At 67.9% G+C, this 15,361-nt stretch carries 11 protein-coding genes; 5 read left to right on the top strand and 6 right to left on the bottom strand.

Annotation, left to right across the window (positions count from 1 at the left end):
• Positions 1-140 precede the first annotated feature (140 nt).
• Positions 141-2,612 (top strand): HEAT repeat domain-containing protein, encoded by a 2,472-nt coding sequence (locus I7X12_RS17775; RefSeq protein ID WP_198061358.1) that lies wholly within the window; start codon positions 141-143, stop codon positions 2,610-2,612.
• 1 nt (position 2,613) lies between these two features.
• Here the strand turns inward: I7X12_RS17775 and I7X12_RS17770 are convergent, their stop codons facing one another.
• Entirely contained in the window at positions 2,614-5,358 is a 2,745-nt protein-coding gene (locus tag I7X12_RS17770; RefSeq protein WP_198061357.1) for an ATP-dependent helicase, read from the bottom strand.
• 363 nt (positions 5,359-5,721) lie between these two features.
• Here I7X12_RS17770 and I7X12_RS17765 point away from each other — a divergent pair, with 363 nt between their 5' ends.
• Together I7X12_RS17765 and I7X12_RS17760 are read left to right on the top strand one after the other, a co-directional pair.
• Complete coding sequence (locus I7X12_RS17765; protein WP_198061356.1) at positions 5,722-8,265, top strand: G8 domain-containing protein; 2,544 nt, start codon at positions 5,722-5,724, stop codon at positions 8,263-8,265.
• Between the two features lie 70 nt (positions 8,266-8,335).
• Positions 8,336-9,124 (top strand): MBL fold metallo-hydrolase, encoded by a 789-nt coding sequence (locus I7X12_RS17760; protein WP_198061355.1) that lies wholly within the window; start codon positions 8,336-8,338, stop codon positions 9,122-9,124.
• 445 nt (positions 9,125-9,569) lie between these two features.
• On the opposite strand, the gene I7X12_RS17755 is transcribed toward I7X12_RS17760, so the two are convergent.
• The 3 genes from I7X12_RS17755 to I7X12_RS17745 all read right to left on the bottom strand — a co-directional run bounded on the left by I7X12_RS17755 (position 9,570) and on the right by I7X12_RS17745 (position 12,458).
• Positions 9,570-10,016, bottom strand: a complete 447-nt coding sequence (locus I7X12_RS17755; RefSeq protein ID WP_198061354.1) for a pyridoxamine 5'-phosphate oxidase family protein — start codon at positions 10,014-10,016, stop codon at positions 9,570-9,572.
• A gap of 52 nt (positions 10,017-10,068) precedes the next feature.
• Positions 10,069-11,229, bottom strand: coding sequence for a sensor histidine kinase (locus I7X12_RS17750; RefSeq protein ID WP_198061353.1), 1,161 nt, complete (start codon positions 11,227-11,229; stop codon positions 10,069-10,071).
• 152 nt (positions 11,230-11,381) lie between these two features.
• Complete coding sequence (locus I7X12_RS17745; protein ID WP_198061352.1) at positions 11,382-12,458, bottom strand: mRNA surveillance protein pelota; 1,077 nt, start codon at positions 12,456-12,458, stop codon at positions 11,382-11,384.
• 129 nt (positions 12,459-12,587) lie between these two features.
• Here I7X12_RS17745 and I7X12_RS17740 point away from each other — a divergent pair, with 129 nt between their 5' ends.
• Positions 12,588-12,773 carry a hypothetical protein gene (locus I7X12_RS17740; protein WP_198061351.1) on the top strand — a complete coding sequence of 62 codons (186 nt, stop codon included), beginning with the start codon at positions 12,588-12,590 and terminating at the stop codon, positions 12,771-12,773.
• 107 nt (positions 12,774-12,880) lie between these two features.
• Positions 12,881-13,774 (top strand): bifunctional methylenetetrahydrofolate dehydrogenase/methenyltetrahydrofolate cyclohydrolase FolD, encoded by an 894-nt coding sequence (folD, locus tag I7X12_RS17735; RefSeq protein WP_198061350.1) that lies wholly within the window; start codon positions 12,881-12,883, stop codon positions 13,772-13,774.
• A gap of 7 nt (positions 13,775-13,781) precedes the next feature.
• Here folD and I7X12_RS17730 read toward each other — a convergent pair whose 3' ends face one another.
• Complete coding sequence (locus tag I7X12_RS17730) at positions 13,782-14,501, bottom strand: DUF7117 family protein (RefSeq protein WP_198061349.1); 720 nt, start codon at positions 14,499-14,501, stop codon at positions 13,782-13,784.
• A gap of 442 nt (positions 14,502-14,943) precedes the next feature.
• On the bottom strand, positions 14,944-15,222 hold the full coding sequence (locus I7X12_RS17725; protein ID WP_198061348.1) for an amphi-Trp domain-containing protein: 279 nt from the start codon (positions 15,220-15,222) through the stop codon (positions 14,944-14,946).
• Positions 15,223-15,361 lie beyond the last annotated feature (139 nt).

Genomic DNA, 15,361 nt, shown 5'->3' with positions numbered 1-15,361 from the left:
AATCCGTATGAGTTCCGGATGGGCGGGCCGTGGACGGGTACTCCCCGCGACAGCGATAGTGAGGCCGGCGGGTACTGACCTCGGTGACGAAGTGACACACCCAGGGAACGTTTTTCCCACGGGTACGCGTGGAAGTCGCCATGGGGTCGGACGTTATCCTCTACTTCGAGCGACCGGAGCCCTTCGACGCGGCCTTTATCGGCGAGTTCGCCGACGCGCTCGACGAGCTGGGGTACGAGCGCGACGGACCGACCCAGTCGGACCTCGACCTTGTGTCGGCTAGCGACGAGTGGTCGGTCGAGTTGACCTTCGACTGTCCTGACAGCGAGTTCCAGAGCTCGCCATTCGAGGTCACGTTCAGGCCACCGATCGGTAAACACGACCGGCCGTATATGGACCACCGGATCGGCTTCTGGCTTCCGAAACCCCACAAGGATCCCGACGTGCTCCTCGACTACGTAGCAACACTCGGACCGCTGTTCGACCGGGTGGGGTTTCGATACGGACACGCCGAGTTCGCACAGATCGGGCGACCACCGCCGAGATGGCTCCACCCCGGTGCCTGGTGGCGATCGGGACCGGTAACGTTCTTCGGCCCCAATCTCGTCGATCGGGTCGGCCGCAAGCGTCTGCTGTCGACGCCCGCGACGGCCGTTCGAGAGTACAAAAACGGGAGCGTCGCCCTTATTTCGCTCAATATTTCGGGGGGAGCGGCCTGGTCGCTTCGCGACCCGACGGCGCGCAGACCGAAGTGTCTCGGCCGACTCCCTGACCCGCCGTTCGAAGCCGAACCTGATGCGCCAACCCGGTTGTGCGCCGCGGTCGGCGGGCTAGACGGCTGGAACCCCGAACACGGACCGGGCGACAGTCGGGACGCTGACCGCGAGTGGCTCGACCGAATCCTCGCCGAAGGAGCGCCGCGGCAGCGCGCGAGTGCGGTGTTGTCGGTCGCTGCATCGGTTTCCGACCATTCGGAGCGGCGCCGACGGCTCACCACCGCAGGGGTCCCGATCGACCCGACTGAACCGGACGAACCCGCTCTTCGGGCCGCCCTGCTGGACGCGTTCGCGGACAGAGAGTGGACGTCCGACAGCGACGGGACGAAAGGCGGGTACTTCGCCAGCCTCCTCGACGACGACACCGAGGTCCGCCGGGCGGCTGCCAGCGGGCTCGCGACGATGGAAGGTCGCGCGGCCAGGCGGGAACTCGTCAAGCGGGTCCGCGACGATCCGTCTCCGCGAGTCCGTGGCGTCGCGATGGCCGCGCTCTCAGTATCGGTCGCGTCGGCGTCCGACGAGGAGTTGCGGACGGTCGCCCGGCACTGTTACGACCGCGACGACGACGAACGGGTCCGCATCGCCGCGCTGGAAGTCGCGGGCGAATCCGACGGCGTGACGCTGCTCGTCGACGGTCTCGACGACCCGTCCCGGAGGGTCCGGTCGGGCGCGGTCGTCGCGTTCCGGCGAGCCCTCGGTGCCGGCGGCGAGTCGCCCGATCCACCGGTCGAGCGGCTTCGGAACGCGTCCGACGACCTGATCGCTCTCTTCGATCACGACGACGACGGCGTCGCACACGTCGCGGCGGACGCCCTCAGCGCGACACTCTCGACGCCCCGGGAGGACGTCGTCGCGGAGCTGACCGACGCCGACACGCCCGTCGGGCGCGCCGGCGCTGCGTACGCCCTCGCCGAAGCGAACGCGTTCACTCCCTCGATGGCGCGCGAGGGGCTGTCCGACGAGTCGCCCAGGGTTCGAACGGCGGTCGCGGGGGCGTTGGCGAACGCGCCAGAGACGGCCGCCCTGGTGGCGCCGCGACTGTGGAACCGCTTCGAATCGGCCGACGAGGCCCGCGAACAAAGGGCGCTCGGCCTCGCGCTCCGCTCAGGCTGGACCCACGCGGGCGCGACGTTCCCGGTCGACCGATCGTCGGTCACTGCCGTGCTCGGTTCGGAGACCCCGTCCCGCGGACGATGGGGCGCCGCGGCACTCGCCGGCCCATCGGACGGCCGCGAGCGACTGCGACGGACGGCTGAAGACACCTCAGACCCTCACGAACGCGGTGCGGCACTGTTCGGTCTCGGGTACTGCGGCGACCCAGACGACCTCGACGTCTTCGACCGGGTCACCGGGGACGATCCGCCCTGGCCAGTCCGGGTGGGGGCCGCCTGTGGGCTGGGCGTGCTGACAGCCAGCCTGGATTTATCCCGTGAGACCGCCCGAGAGGTGCGGTCAGTCATCAGGGACGCACTCAACGATCCACCGTTAGACCCACAGATGCGACGGATACCGGCCGATGACGCGGGACTGAGATTCCACAATCTCGCGACTGAACTCCTCTGTACGCGTAGCACCGAACCGGCCTATCAGCGACTGCTAGCCGAGGCGGTCGACCTCTCCACTGGGGAAGCCCATCACATCGTCGGGTCGCAAGGATACGAGATAACCGACGAACGGGCCTGCCGAACGGTCCTCGAAAAACGTCGGCGCGTCCTCGAATGTGGCGACGAGCGGGTTTCGCTGGCCCGACGGAACTTGGCGCGGCGGGGCCGAAGACCCCGTGGCGGCTGGCGCGACGGGATCCAGTGCCGACGGCAGAACGGCCGACCGTGGTGAGTTATCCCGTGAGCGAGGACTCGCCGAGATCTTCCTCGCCGATCTCCTCCATGACGCGCTCGTGGAAGCGCTGGAGGACCTCGCTCTCGTCCTCGGCGAGCACCACGTCCGAGGCCATCAGCGTCGCGAGGCCGAACGCCCGCGGCGACGGCGAGCGGACGCGGAAGTGCTCGACGGCGACCTCGTCGGCTTGGACGGCTTCCAGCACGTCCTCGATCGCACCGACGTTGAGCTTGTCCTCCAGAATTTCCCGATAGGTCTCCTCGATGACGGCGAACCCCTCCAGGCCCTCGGCGAACCCGAGCAGCATCTCCGAGTTCATCTGCTGTTCGGCCGCCGACTTCTCGTAGCCCTTGTAGCGTTTGAGGATCATCAGCGCCCGCGTCGCGTCGATCCGGAAGTAGCGCTGGAGCAGGTCGGTGCCGTCCAGGCTCGCCCGCAGGTCCGCGCGCACGTCGGCGGGGTGGATATCGTCGATGACACCGAGCACGTCGACTTTCCGGTTCAGCGGCATCGAGAGCGAGAAGCCGTTGTCGGCGACGGCGACCTGGACGTTGGCGTTGGCCTCCTGTGCGATCCGGTAGGCCAGCAGCCGCGAGAAGCCGTCGTTGAACCGGCGACCGTAGTTCGAGTGAACGTAGTAGCGCCGTTCGTACTCCTCGCGGTCGAGTTCCTCCTCGACGGCGATGCGCTCGTCGGTGCTGACGCTCTCGGCGCCGGCGTACTTCACCTGCTGCTCGAACATCCGCGCGACGGCCCGGACGCTGTGCTCGTCCAGCGGGTACTCCCGAAGCCAGTGTCGCACCGCACCGGCGCCGCCCCGATCCATCTTCTCCAGCAGTTCCCGCTGAAAGATCAGGATCTCCCGGCCCAGATCGTAGGAGAGCGGCAACCGCTCGGAGAACCACGAGGGGACGGTCGGTCGTGCGCTCGTCGGGTCGACGTACACCTTCGACCCGCGGCGGTAGCGGTACTCGAAGTTCCGGCCCCCGAGGACGAACACGTCGCCCGACTCGAGGGTGTCGAGGTACTCCTCGTCTAACTGGCCGACCCATTCGTCGCCCGACCGAGTGTACACGTCGCAAGTAAACGAATCGGGGATGGTGCCGATGTTGGTCATGTAGATGACCCGGGCGAGCCGGCCGCGCTTGCCCATCAGGTCCTCGCCGACGGGGTACTCCTCGTAGTGGTGTTCGCCGTCGGGCGCGTCGTTGGTGTCGCGCCACACCTTCGCGTAGACGTTCTTGTCCTCCATCCCCTCGTAGTCGGCGGTGAGATACCGCATCAGCGACTCCCACTCCTCGTCGGTGTAGTTCCGGTAGGGGTACGCCCGTTCGAGGATAGCTCGGGTCTCCGCCTCGGGCCGGATCTCGGCGATCGCCATGCCGTAGACGTGCTGGGCAGCCACGTCCTGGGCGCGCTCGGGGACGAACACCCGGTCGACGAACCCCTCCTCGGCCTTCTTGAGCATCACCGCACACTCGACGAGTTCGTCGCGATCGAGCGCGACGACCCGGCCCGTCACCGTCTCGCCGAGCTGGTGGCCCGCCCGGCCCACGCGCTGGAGCAGAGCGGCGACGGATTTGGGCGATCCGACCTGCACGACCAGGTCGATGTGGGGCATGTCGATGCCGAGTTCAAGGCTCGTCGAGGTGGTCACCACGTCGAGGGCGCCGGATTTGAGCTTCTCCTCGATCTCCTGGCGACGCTCTTTCGAGAGGCTGCCGTGGTGACAGCCGGAATTGTCCTCGTCGTAGTCGTCGCTGCGCTCGCGGAGGTTCTGCAGGACGCGCTCGGCGCCAGACCGGGTGTTCGTGAACACGAGCGTGTTGGTGTGCTCGCCGATCAGGTCGTCCAGGTCGCGATAGAACCGGTCGGTGACCACGTCCGGCGGCGTGTTCACCAGGTCGTCGGTCGGACACGTCAGTTCCACGTCGAACTCCCGGGCGAAGCGAGCGTCGACGAGTTCGTAGTCGCGGGGGTCGCCGCCGGGCGACGCCTGGCCAACCAGGAACTCCGCCATCGCGTCGAGTGGTTCGACCGTCGCCGAGCAGCCGATGCGGGTCGGCGACCCGTGGGCGAGCGCCTCGAGTCGCTCCAGCGACACCGAGAGATGTGTCCCGCGCTTGTTCTCGGCGAGACTGTGGATCTCGTCGACGACGACGTACTCGACGGTCCGCAGTTTCTCCCTGAACTTCGGACTGTTCAGGAGGATCGCGAGGGTTTCGGGCGTCGTGTTGAGGATGTGCGGCGTCGTCTCTAGCATCTTCTGGCGCTCGCTGTCGCTGGTGTCGCCGTGGCGGATCGCGTGGCGTATCTCGGCGTCCTCGCCCCGCTCGTCGAGTTTCGCCGTGATGCCGTCGAGGGGCACCTCCAGGTTGCGGTGGATGTCGTTGGCGAGCGACTTGAGCGGGGAGACGTACAGGCAGTACACCGAATTTTCGAGTCCGTCGGCGCGCTCGCGGCGGAACAGCTCGTTGATGATCGAACAGAACGCACTCAACGTCTTGCCGCTGCCCGTCGGCGCCGCGATGAGCGAGTTCTCGCCCTCGTGGATGAGCGGGACGGCCTCTTTCTGGGGCGGCGTGAAGAACCCGTCGTTCTCGGGGACGAACGCGCCGAACTGCTCGACCCACCACTCCCGGACCGGCGGCTCCAGCAACTCGAGCACGTCGCCGTCGTCGATCGCGGCCTCGGCGGCGTCGACGCCCACGTCCGCCGCGTCCAACAGCTCGCGTCCTCCCATGTGACCTCGGCTCTCCGGTTGGGACTACGCCGTCAAGTGGGTTTGGACCGTGGAGTGAAAGTGGTCCCGTCCGGAACGGCGAGCGAGTGGGGTCCCCGGCCGGCCAGTATCTGGCTAGTAACTTGGTAGTATCCTCAACTACCCGATCGTGTCTTTCGATGAGAACGTTTAATTGAACGCAACTAGACGATCGAACTGGGACGTGCGACAGGGGGACCCGTGCTGCAAGGGGGGGAATCGGCTTCGCAGCGTCGCGTCTCCACACGACGGGAGCGATAGATCCGCCGTGTGGGACGGCCCGGACCGGTGCGGCGTTCGTTCGTCGACGTCCCAGAGCCGACGGAACGAACACGCACACCAACAATGTCAGATCACGACGATAGCGATACGCATCGGGGGGCGCTGGACAGGCGACGGTTTCTTCAGGCGGCCGGCGGTCTCGTCGCTGCGGGAGCCCTCGCGACGGAAACGGGAACGGCACAGACAGACGACGAACGGACCGAATGGTCGGACCCGGAGACGTGGGACGGCTCGCTTCCCGAACGGGGAGACAAGGTGATTATCGAGGAGGGCGACCACGTCATCCTCGACACGAGCCCGCCGCCGCTGAACGGCGTCCTCGTCAACGGGACGCTCGAATTCGCCGACGGATCGATCGTCGAATCGACCCACGACGACGGCAGTGACGGCAGCGACGGAAGCGATAACGGCGGCAGTGGAAGCGGTGAGGGAGGCAGTGGAGACGGCGCCGACGGTGACGACGATAGCGGTGGTGAGTCGCCCTGTGCACCGGCCTGGGATTCAGAGACGGTGTACAGGGACGGTGACGAGGCGACGTACGACGGCACGCGCTGGGAAGCCAAGTGGTGGACCAGGGGCGACCAGCCGGGCGCACGGCGCTACGGGCCCTGGAAAGAGATCGGGCCGTGTGACGAGAGTGGCGAGGGAGAAACCGACGGACAGAACGCCGACGCGGCGGTCGGAGCCGGGTCACCCGGCACGGAGAACACCGACGACGGCGGCCAGTTCGACGGTGACGCAGCCGCGTGTGCCCCTCGCTGGCGACCGAGCGACTCTCACGAGACCGCCTACCGGTCGGGTGACGTGGTCTCGTACGACGGCAAAAACTGGGAGGCCCAGTGGTACACGCAGGACGACGAGCCGGGCGAGGCACGGGTCTGGCAGGAGGTCGAGGCCTGTTCGATCGTGCCAGTGGACGACGACGGCGACGACGTCGACCTGGAACTCACGACGACGTGGCTGCTCGCCGAGGGGTCGGACGCACTCGTTCGAATCGGGTCCGAGGCGGACCCGTACGAGCACGACGCCCGGATCACGCTCGTGGGACTCGGCCACGGGAACGTCAGAGGTGAGGACGTCATGGCGATCGGGACGAAGCTCCTCGGCACCTGGGACGGCGGATCGATCGAGATCCACGGGGCGAGTCGGGACAAGACCGACTGGACGCAACTGGACGCCCACGCCGACGCGGGCGCGGAGACGCTCACGCTCGCCGAGGCGGTCGACTGGGAGGCGGGCGACCGGATCGCGATCGCGCCTAGCGGCTCGGATCCCTGGCAGGCCGAACGGCGGACGGTCGAGTCGGTCGACGGGAACGAGGTGACGCTCGAGGACCCGCTGGACCACGACCACTACGGCGCCGTCGAGCGTCACGCCGGGGCGGACCTCGACATGCGAGCGGAAGTCGGACTGCTCACGCGAAACGTCGAACTCCGCGGCGACGACCTCAGTTACGTCGACCGTGACAGCGGTGTCGACTCGGAGTACGCCGCTGGCTTCGGCGGCCACGCCATCTTCGCCGACCCCGGCAGAGTTCGGATCGAGGGGCTCGAGGCGTTCCGCTGCGGCCAGTCCGGCCACCGGGCCAGGTACCCGCTGCACTTCCACCACGCGGGCGACCAGGAAGGGTCGTACCTCAAGCACAACAGCGTCTGGCACAGCTTCAATCGCGGCATCAACGCTCACGGGACCGGCAACGTCGAGATCGAGCGCAACGTCGTGTTCGACACGATCGGCCACTCCTATCTCGTCGAGCAGGGCCTCCCGGCGGAGGAGGGCAACGTCTTCAGCGAGAACCTCGCGATGCTCACGAAGGTCGTCAGAGAGCGCGACCGCGCCTTCGGCGGGGATCTGGTGAACCCGGGCGACGTGCGCCGCCGACCGAAACAGCAGAACGCGTTCCGACCGGCCGCGTTCTGGATCTCCAACCCCAACAACACCCTCGTGGGGAACCACGCCGCCGGCGGCTACGGCGCGATGGGCTTCTTCTACGACGGGCACGACGAGACCGAGGTCGGACTCGACGCGACCCAGTTCGACGTCCGGTTCGAGGACAACGTCGCCCACTCCTATTCGGTTCGCCCGCAGCGGCAGTTGGACGGCTACACCGGTGACGTCGACGGCGACCAACTCCTGCGTTCGTGGCGGATGTCCCACTACCAGCACCTCTGTCAGGGGATCGGGCTGATGATGCAGCTCGAACCGATGGAGATCGACCCCGACGAGATCCCGAGCGACCGGACGGACCGCCTCACCGGCTTCACCGCCTACAAGTGCGAACACTCGGCCGTCTGGACCGAGTTCCAGACGTCCGTCCTCGAGGACAGCGTGATCGCCGACTTCAATATCGGTCACTTCGCGATGGGCGGCTCGGAGACCCGAGACACCGTGTTCGTCGGCCGCGACGGGACCGACAACGACGTCGCGCCGCCGCCGACGCGGTTCAAGACGGGCGGCCCCGACCTGGAAGGGCCGGCGATGCACGACGCCACCAACGGCGGTCGGTACGAGAAGGCCGCGCCGACGACGTCGAACGTCGAGTACGTCGACGTCGACCGGCGGCACAACAGCCGGCTCACGCCGTCGGCCCGGACGACCGACGAGTAGCGAACGCTCGCGGTCCGGGCTGCCCGGACCCACGACACGACTTTTGTCGGTCGCGCCCGACGGGAGCGGTATGCGCGTCACGTTTCTGGGCACCGGGAGCGCCATGCCGACCGGCGAGCGCTTCCAGACCGGCATCTTGCTGGAGTCCGGGGGCGGGAACCTGCTCGTCGACTGCGGCAGCGGCGTCCTCCACGGCCTCCAGCGGACAGACGTCGGCTACGAAGGGATCGACGCCGTCCTCCTGACCCACCATCACCTGGACCACGTCTCCGACCTCCTCCCGTTGCTGAAGGCCCGCTGGCTCGCCGGCGCGACCGAGCTGACGATAGCAGGTCCCGAAGGCACCGAAGGCCTGATATCGGACCTGCTCGGCGTTCACGACTACATGCAGGGCCGCGTGGACCTGGACTTTCGCGAGGTCGGCCCCGAGTCGTTCTCGCTCGCGGGCTTCGACGTGACCGGGTTCGAGGTCCGACACTCGATGGACTGTCTCGCCTACCGCTTCGAGGAGTCGGGAGCGTCCCCGTCGGACGCCGACGACGACGACGGCGACCGCCCGGCGTTCGTCTTCAGCGGCGACACCGAGGCGTTTCCCGAACTGGTGGCGTTCGCCGACGGCGCCGCCGTGCTGGCCCACGACTGCTCGTTCCCCGACAGCGTCGACGTAGACAACCACCCGACACCGAGCGAGCTGGGCACGGCGTTGGCGGAAGCCGACGCGGAAGTCGGTCGGGTGTACCTGACCCACCTCTACCCCCACACCGACGGCCGCCACGACGAGATGCTGGACTCGATCGACCAGCGCTACGACGGCGACGTTCGCTTCGCCTCCGACGGGTTGTCGCTCGACATCGACTGATTCGGTCGTGGTTCTCGTTCGAAGTTCTCGGAAGTCGTTCGTCCCGCCTTTCGCTGGCGTCGCGACCGCACCCGACGGAGACTGCAGGTGATGAACGCCCTCGACGCGCTCGCGGTCGCTGAAGCGACATATCCGCGCTCTCGGCACCGCCCGCGCGGATGGGGGTCGCTCAGGCGACCACGCAAGCGTGAGCGGGCGGTCGACTCCGCCGACCGCCACAGTCCGTGGCGGCTACGCCGCCACGCGCGCCTCGCCCGTTCAGTTCGCCAGGGACAGCACCCCGACCGCCCCGCACAGCAACCGCAGACTGCCACGAGCCTCCCCAGCCGATTGCGCTTCTCGCACGCTGCGATGCTCATCCCTCACGCGACTGTTTCGAGCGGCCCGCCACGAGGCGGGCACGCTCGACAGCGCGCGCCACCGTGTGCGACCCCTAGAGCGACACTCACTCCCCGCCCATCCGGTCGGAGAAGTCCCAGGTGTAGGCGCGGTCGACGTCGACGCGGATGCGCACTTCGTCGCGGTCGGGCGAGAGGAGCGAGCGGGCGAGCTTCGAGTCGGTGTCGCCGAGGTAGCGCTCGATGAGGTCACGGAGGACGGCCTTGTCGTCGTCGGGGGCGATGTCGGCGGTTCCCGCACCGCGCACGCCTCGGTAGGGCACGTCGTTGGTCGAGATCTCGAAGGCGACTCCGGGGTTCTCGCGGAGGTAGTCGACGACCTTCGCACTGGCGCCGGTAGCACACTCCAGGTGGCCGTCGCGGTAGCGGTACCACAGCGAGAGCATCCAGAGGCCGTCTCGCGGTGTGTGGGTCGCGAGCCGCACCGGGATGGTCTGTTCGTCCAGGAACTGTTCGGTCCGCTCGCGGTCCCAGTCGCCGGTGAGTCGGTCCATCGCGAGGTCTCTATCGGGACGTGGTGCGGCGGGGAGATAAATCTCGGTCCGGCTACACCCGTTCGAGCGTGACGCGGAAGTCGGCGCCACCGGCCGCGCTCTCGCGGACGTCGACCCCCCCGCCGTAGGACTCGGTAAGCGCGCGGACGAACCCGAGGCCGAACCCGGTCCCCTCGCTGTCTTCTCCTTTGACGCCCATCTCGAAGATGTCCTCGCGCAACTCGGAGTCGATACCGCTCCCGTCGTCGGCCATCCCCACGACGAGTCGGTCGGGGGCAGGTGTCTCGGCGTACAGGTCGACGGTCACGTCGCCGTCGCTGTGGACCGCGGCGTTGGTGAGAACGTTGGTGAACACCGAGTCGAGGAGGTCGCCGGCGTAGACGCGGTGCTCGAACTCGGCGGGGTCGAACTCGACCGAGAGGCTCTCGTACTGGTCGGTCGCGTCACGGACGGTGTCTTCGAGTAGCGGTCGCAGGTCCCGGGCGTCGGGTTCGTTCTGGGCTTCGAGCGTCGAGACCAGATCGCCGACGCGCTGGATGAGGTCCGCCGAGTTGTCGGCCGCGCGTTCGATCTTGCCGACGTACTCGCCGGCCCGTTCGTCCTCGACGAGCTCCGAGACGGCGTTTGCGAACCCGGCGATGATCTGCAGGTCGTTGCCGATGTCGTGGCGGAGCAGGCGGTCGTACATCTCGACCATCTCCTTGCGGGTCTCGAGGTCCTGCCGGGCGCGCTCCAGCCGCTCGCGCGAGCGGATGTTGCTGATGGCCGTCGCGGCGTGGGTCGCCAGGATCTCCATGGGCCGGACCACCTCGTCGCCGAACGCCTCGTCACTCGACGAACGGACGACGATCACGCAGATCGGCTCGTCGACGATCCCCTCGGGAACGGCCAGTGTCGCCGCGGTGTCGTCGTCGTCGGTGAGCCCCGCCGCCTCGCCGGAGACGGTGACGGTCTCACCGGTCTCGTGTGCCTCGCGGGCCACCTCACTGGGAGCTCCGCCGGCCGAAACCTCGGGATTCGTGCTCCCGACGACGTGCAAGTCGCCGTTGCGGACCTCGACGACGGTCACGTCGGTCAGCTCGAAGAGGATCGTGATCGCCTCGAGCGTCAGCGAGACGACCTCGTCGACGGATTCGCACTGGTTCAGCGCCTGTCCGTACTTGTTGAGGTCGGCGACCTGCCGTGCGAAGTCCTGTCGTTGTTCGAATCCCATGGCGACCTCTGAGTAATTATCGTAGCTTCGGGAACCTGTATATAAACCCTTTCGCCGCCGTTATCAACTGTGAGACGGGCGAAGAGCAGTCGCACGGCGGCGGTTCCGACCCGTGCGGCGCGGGCGGACCCTCGGTGGACTCCGGCGGTCGACTAGTCGATCCGGTAGCGCAACAGCGCGGCGATGCCGCCGAGGTTGCGAAGCTGTTGGCCGGGGTCGAACTCACCGGAGAAGACGGTCACCTCGCCACCCTTCTGTTCGGTCGTCTCGATGACGTCGTCGACGTCGATGTCCCAGTCGCCCTCGTCGCCGCGCTCGGCGCGCAGGCGCTCGTCGAGGACGAGTAGCTGCTCGATGGCGCCGAAGTCGGCGGCCTCGGCGACTCCCTCGGGCCCGTAGGCGACTTCGGCACCCGTCGCGATCCGCTCGGTCAGCTCGTCGACCAGGTCGGCCTCCGCGGAGATGCGCGTCTGGGTCTGGACCTCGTCGACGGCCCCCCGTTTGAGCACCTCGTGGACGCCGCGGTCGCCGACGCCGGTGGTGTCGACGGTCGTGATCCGGTCGGACAGGTCCCGTTCGTTCTCCTGGATGTAGTCGAGCGCGTCCTGCTTGGTGAAGCCGGGCCCGGCGAGGATGATCGCCTCCACGTCCATCCGTGCGAGGACCGTCGCCAGTTCCTCGAACAGTTCCTCGCGCGGCCGGGCGCCGTCGCCCCACGCGGCCTTACCGGTGGGGCCCGTGATGGACGCCCGCTCCTCGGTGCCGTACTGGGCGACGGTGTGGACGTACGCCTCGCCTTCCTCGACGGTGGCGACGGCCACGTCCGGGTTCTCGGTGGCTTCGACCGCTTCGGAGAGACGGTCGTCCTGGTCGGGCTTCCAGATCTTCTCGATTTCTAGCTCCTCGAACGGTTCGAGGTTGATCGTGTGGTGGAAGTCGAGCTGGTCTTCCCGCGAGCAGTCGACGATGACACCGCCGACGCGCAGGCGGTTGGCGAACTTGGCGAACTCGACGGTCTCGACCTCGAGTTCGATCCACATGTGCTCGCGCTCGCCGCCGGTGTCGCGCATGTCGTCGTCGTTGCGCTGGATGCGCCGCGTCGTGTCGCCGGAGACGAGGTCGCCCGGCTCGACGACGTAGGTGAGGTGCCAGAGGTCGTCCAGGCTCTCCGGGACGAGGGTGACCCGCTCCCGACCCTCCGTCGTCGGGTGGCGGTCGTTGACCTGCATACTCGCATCTCTGCCTCCGGCGGCAAGTGTGCTGTTATTCGGCGGCGACCCGGGTGGACCGCACCGGCGTTCTGTCGGTGCGGGCCACCCGCCACGTTCTTGTCTCCGCGGGACGTACTCGAATCGACCGTGACCGAACCCCCCTCCCCGGCCGGCGGCGGCGCGTCGCTCGGCCCGAACGACCCCGTCGAGCAAGCGGACGGCTATTCTCGGACGGTCTATCGGGAGTGCGACCTGTGCGAGTCGCTGACCGACCTCACCGAGTCGCACGGCCTGTTCGTCTGCGGGTCCTGCGAAGAGCGGTTGCTCCCCTGACCGGCCGGAGGCGACGAGCGGGCGTCGCCTGCGACTGTGTCGACTGTGTCGACCGTCCCGGCCCTGTTTCCGGGACCTTCTTGCCGTCTCCGCTCGCTCCTCGAAGTATGACCGAGATCATCGACGGCAACGCGGTCGCCGAGGACGTGCGCGCCGACGTGAGCGACGCGGTGGACGACCTCGCCGAGGAAGACGTGACACCGACGCTCGCGACGGTGCTGATGAGCGACGACCCAGCCAGCGAGACGTACGTCTCGATGAAGCAGAACGACTGCGAGGAGGTCGGCATCGACACCGTCGACGTGGACATCGACTCCGACGCCGACGCCGCGGAGCTGTACGACACCATCGACGACCTGAACGACGACGACGACGTGAACGGCATCCTCGTCCAGATGCCCGTTCCCGACCACGTCGACGACCGACGCGTCCTCCGCAGCATCGACCCCGAGAAGGACGTCGACGGCCTCCATCCGGAGAACATCGGCCGGCTGGTCGCCGGTGACGCCCGCTACAAGCCCTGCACGCCCCACGGCATCCAGCGACTGCTCGAAGCCGCCGACGTCGAGACCGAAGGCAAAGAGGCCGTCGTCGTCGGCCGCTCGCGGCTGGTCGGCAAGCCGATGGCGAACCTCTTCATCCAGTACGGCGACGGCGGCAACGCGACGACGACCGTCTGCCACTCCCGAACCGAGGACCTGGCCGCCAAGACCCGGGAGGCCGACATTCTCGTCGCCGCGGCGGGCGTCCCGGAGATGATCGACGGCTCGATGGTCGGCGAGGGCGCGGTCGTGATCGACGTGGGCATCAACCAGGTCGACGCCGACACCGAGAAGGGCTACGAACTGGTCGGCGACGTGGACTTCGAGAGCGCCGAGGAGAAAGCGTCGGCCATCACGCCGGTCCCGGGCGGTGTCGGTCCGATGACCCGCGCGATGCTCCTGTACAACACCGTCAACGCCGCCGCGCTGCAGTCCGGCGTCGAGTCGACGCTGGACTGACGCCGCCTCAGAGGTCGATCTCGAAGCCGTCGAGTCGACGCTGGGCCTCGGCGAGGGCGGTCTCGTCGTCGTCGGCCAGCGCGCGGCCGACGGCGCGGACGACGTAGACGAGTTCGCCCGCGGTTCGGGCGGAGACGTCGCCGTCGAGCGCCTCGATCCGCTTCTGGTGGTCCCGGAGCGTCGTCAGCAGCGACCGGACGGTCGCGTCGGGGTTGTCCTCGAGGTATCGGCGCAGATCCGAGCGGTAGGCGTCGACCGCGCGGGCGTAGGCGAGACCGCGGACCGCCCGCATCGACTCGGGGACCTCGTCGGCGGGCGGGCGCTCGCCCGCGTCGGCGCCGCGGAGCAGGTCGAGGAAATAGTACTCCTCGTCGTCGGTGAGGTGCATCGCCCGGGCGACTTCCTCGCCCGCAAGCCGCAACTCGGCGGCCCCGAGGTAGGTGTCGTCGAGCGGGCGCAACTCCCCGCCACTGACGAACCCGCACTGGCGGACGTACTCCCGGCAGCGCTCGGCGGCCGCCTCGGCGACGTCCGCGAGCGGCTGGTCGTCGAGGAGCGCGCGGATCTCGGTCAGGTCCAGCCGGGCGTTGCCGGCGGTGTGTTCGGTGGGGTCGTCGAGCCCGACGCTCCGGATGCTCCCGCAGTCCGGGCAGACGACGCTCCCCGTCTCGTAGTACGACCAGCGAGTGCCACACGCCCGGCACTCGCGCTCGCCGCGGATCTTCATGGGCCGACTTGCGCCCGAACGCCTAAAGTCGACGCGGTCGAACCACCGAGAGACACTCGTGAGCCCCACTCGTCGACCTCTCGGAGCACTCCGTACCCGATCGTCGGACGACGAGGGGACCATAGGTCGGTACTTTTAAGTTGTTCCCGGCCAGAAATACAGATGACGCTTCGCTTGGAGGGCCGAAGCGTCAGCGGGGACCAATTCAGGGCGGCAAGCGTTCGCGTGGGCTTTTCGCCCACGCGGCGCTTTCCATTCCTTTCGCGGCGTCGATCCGCCAGCTCTGCCTGTATCGGTAGCTCGTCGTTACCGTCGCACAGCGGCTGCTCCGGTGCCTCTCGACCGGGAGCGTGCACCCTGCCGGAGAATTCGCCTCGTCGGAGTGCCTCTTCGACCGGCGAACCACCCGTTCGTCGAGCGGTTCTCCGTTCGTCGAGCGGTTCTACTGGATGGACAGCGAGTCGCCCGACATCTCGGCGTCCTCGTTCCACTCGAGTTCGAGTTCAAGGCCGAGCTCTCCGACTCCGTCGGCCGGTCCCTCACGTTCGACTTTCACCTCGAACTCGACCTCACGCGGCACGTCGACCGTGGCGGAGTCGGCACCTGTTTCGAGTGTCAGCGGCTCGCCGGTCTCCAGTCTATCGGCGATCGTCCGGAGGTACGAGGCCACGTCCGTCCGGGTGAGTCGTCGCTCGTCTTCGAAGAGGACTGTTTCGACCATATCTTCCGTACGCGCTCGGCCGAGATAAGTGTCTGCCTGCACCGGGGGCCGAGCCACCGCGGACCACGGCCGGAGCTGACCTTTCGACACCGATACCTGAAATCGATCGAATACGACCGCTACTCGAGATACCTCAACG

Source organism: Halosimplex litoreum (assembly GCF_016065055.1).
Taxonomy (GTDB): domain Archaea; phylum Halobacteriota; class Halobacteria; order Halobacteriales; family Haloarculaceae; genus Halosimplex; species Halosimplex litoreum.
The sequence above is the reverse complement of the archived record's forward strand: the minus strand, read 5'-3'. Positions and strand labels throughout refer to the sequence as shown.

What these genes read in the sequence shown, in the direction of transcription:
- I7X12_RS17775 (WP_198061358.1), top strand. Translation starts at nt 141, where the DNA reads ATGGGGTCGGACGTTATCCTCTACTTCGAGCGACCGGAGCCCTTCGAC.
- I7X12_RS17770 (WP_198061357.1), bottom strand. Translation starts at nt 5,358, where the DNA reads ATGGGAGGACGCGAGCTGTTGGACGCGGCGGACGTGGGCGTCGACGCC.
- I7X12_RS17765 (WP_198061356.1), top strand. Translation starts at nt 5,722, where the DNA reads ATGTCAGATCACGACGATAGCGATACGCATCGGGGGGCGCTGGACAGG.
- I7X12_RS17760 (WP_198061355.1), top strand. Translation starts at nt 8,336, where the DNA reads ATGCGCGTCACGTTTCTGGGCACCGGGAGCGCCATGCCGACCGGCGAG.
- I7X12_RS17755 (WP_198061354.1), bottom strand. Translation starts at nt 10,016, where the DNA reads ATGGACCGACTCACCGGCGACTGGGACCGCGAGCGGACCGAACAGTTC.
- I7X12_RS17750 (WP_198061353.1), bottom strand. Translation starts at nt 11,229, where the DNA reads ATGGGATTCGAACAACGACAGGACTTCGCACGGCAGGTCGCCGACCTC.
- I7X12_RS17745 (WP_198061352.1), bottom strand. Translation starts at nt 12,458, where the DNA reads ATGCAGGTCAACGACCGCCACCCGACGACGGAGGGTCGGGAGCGGGTC.
- folD (WP_198061350.1), top strand. Translation starts at nt 12,881, where the DNA reads ATGACCGAGATCATCGACGGCAACGCGGTCGCCGAGGACGTGCGCGCC.
- I7X12_RS17730 (WP_198061349.1), bottom strand. Translation starts at nt 14,501, where the DNA reads ATGAAGATCCGCGGCGAGCGCGAGTGCCGGGCGTGTGGCACTCGCTGG.
- I7X12_RS17725 (WP_198061348.1), bottom strand. Translation starts at nt 15,222, where the DNA reads ATGGTCGAAACAGTCCTCTTCGAAGACGAGCGACGACTCACCCGGACG.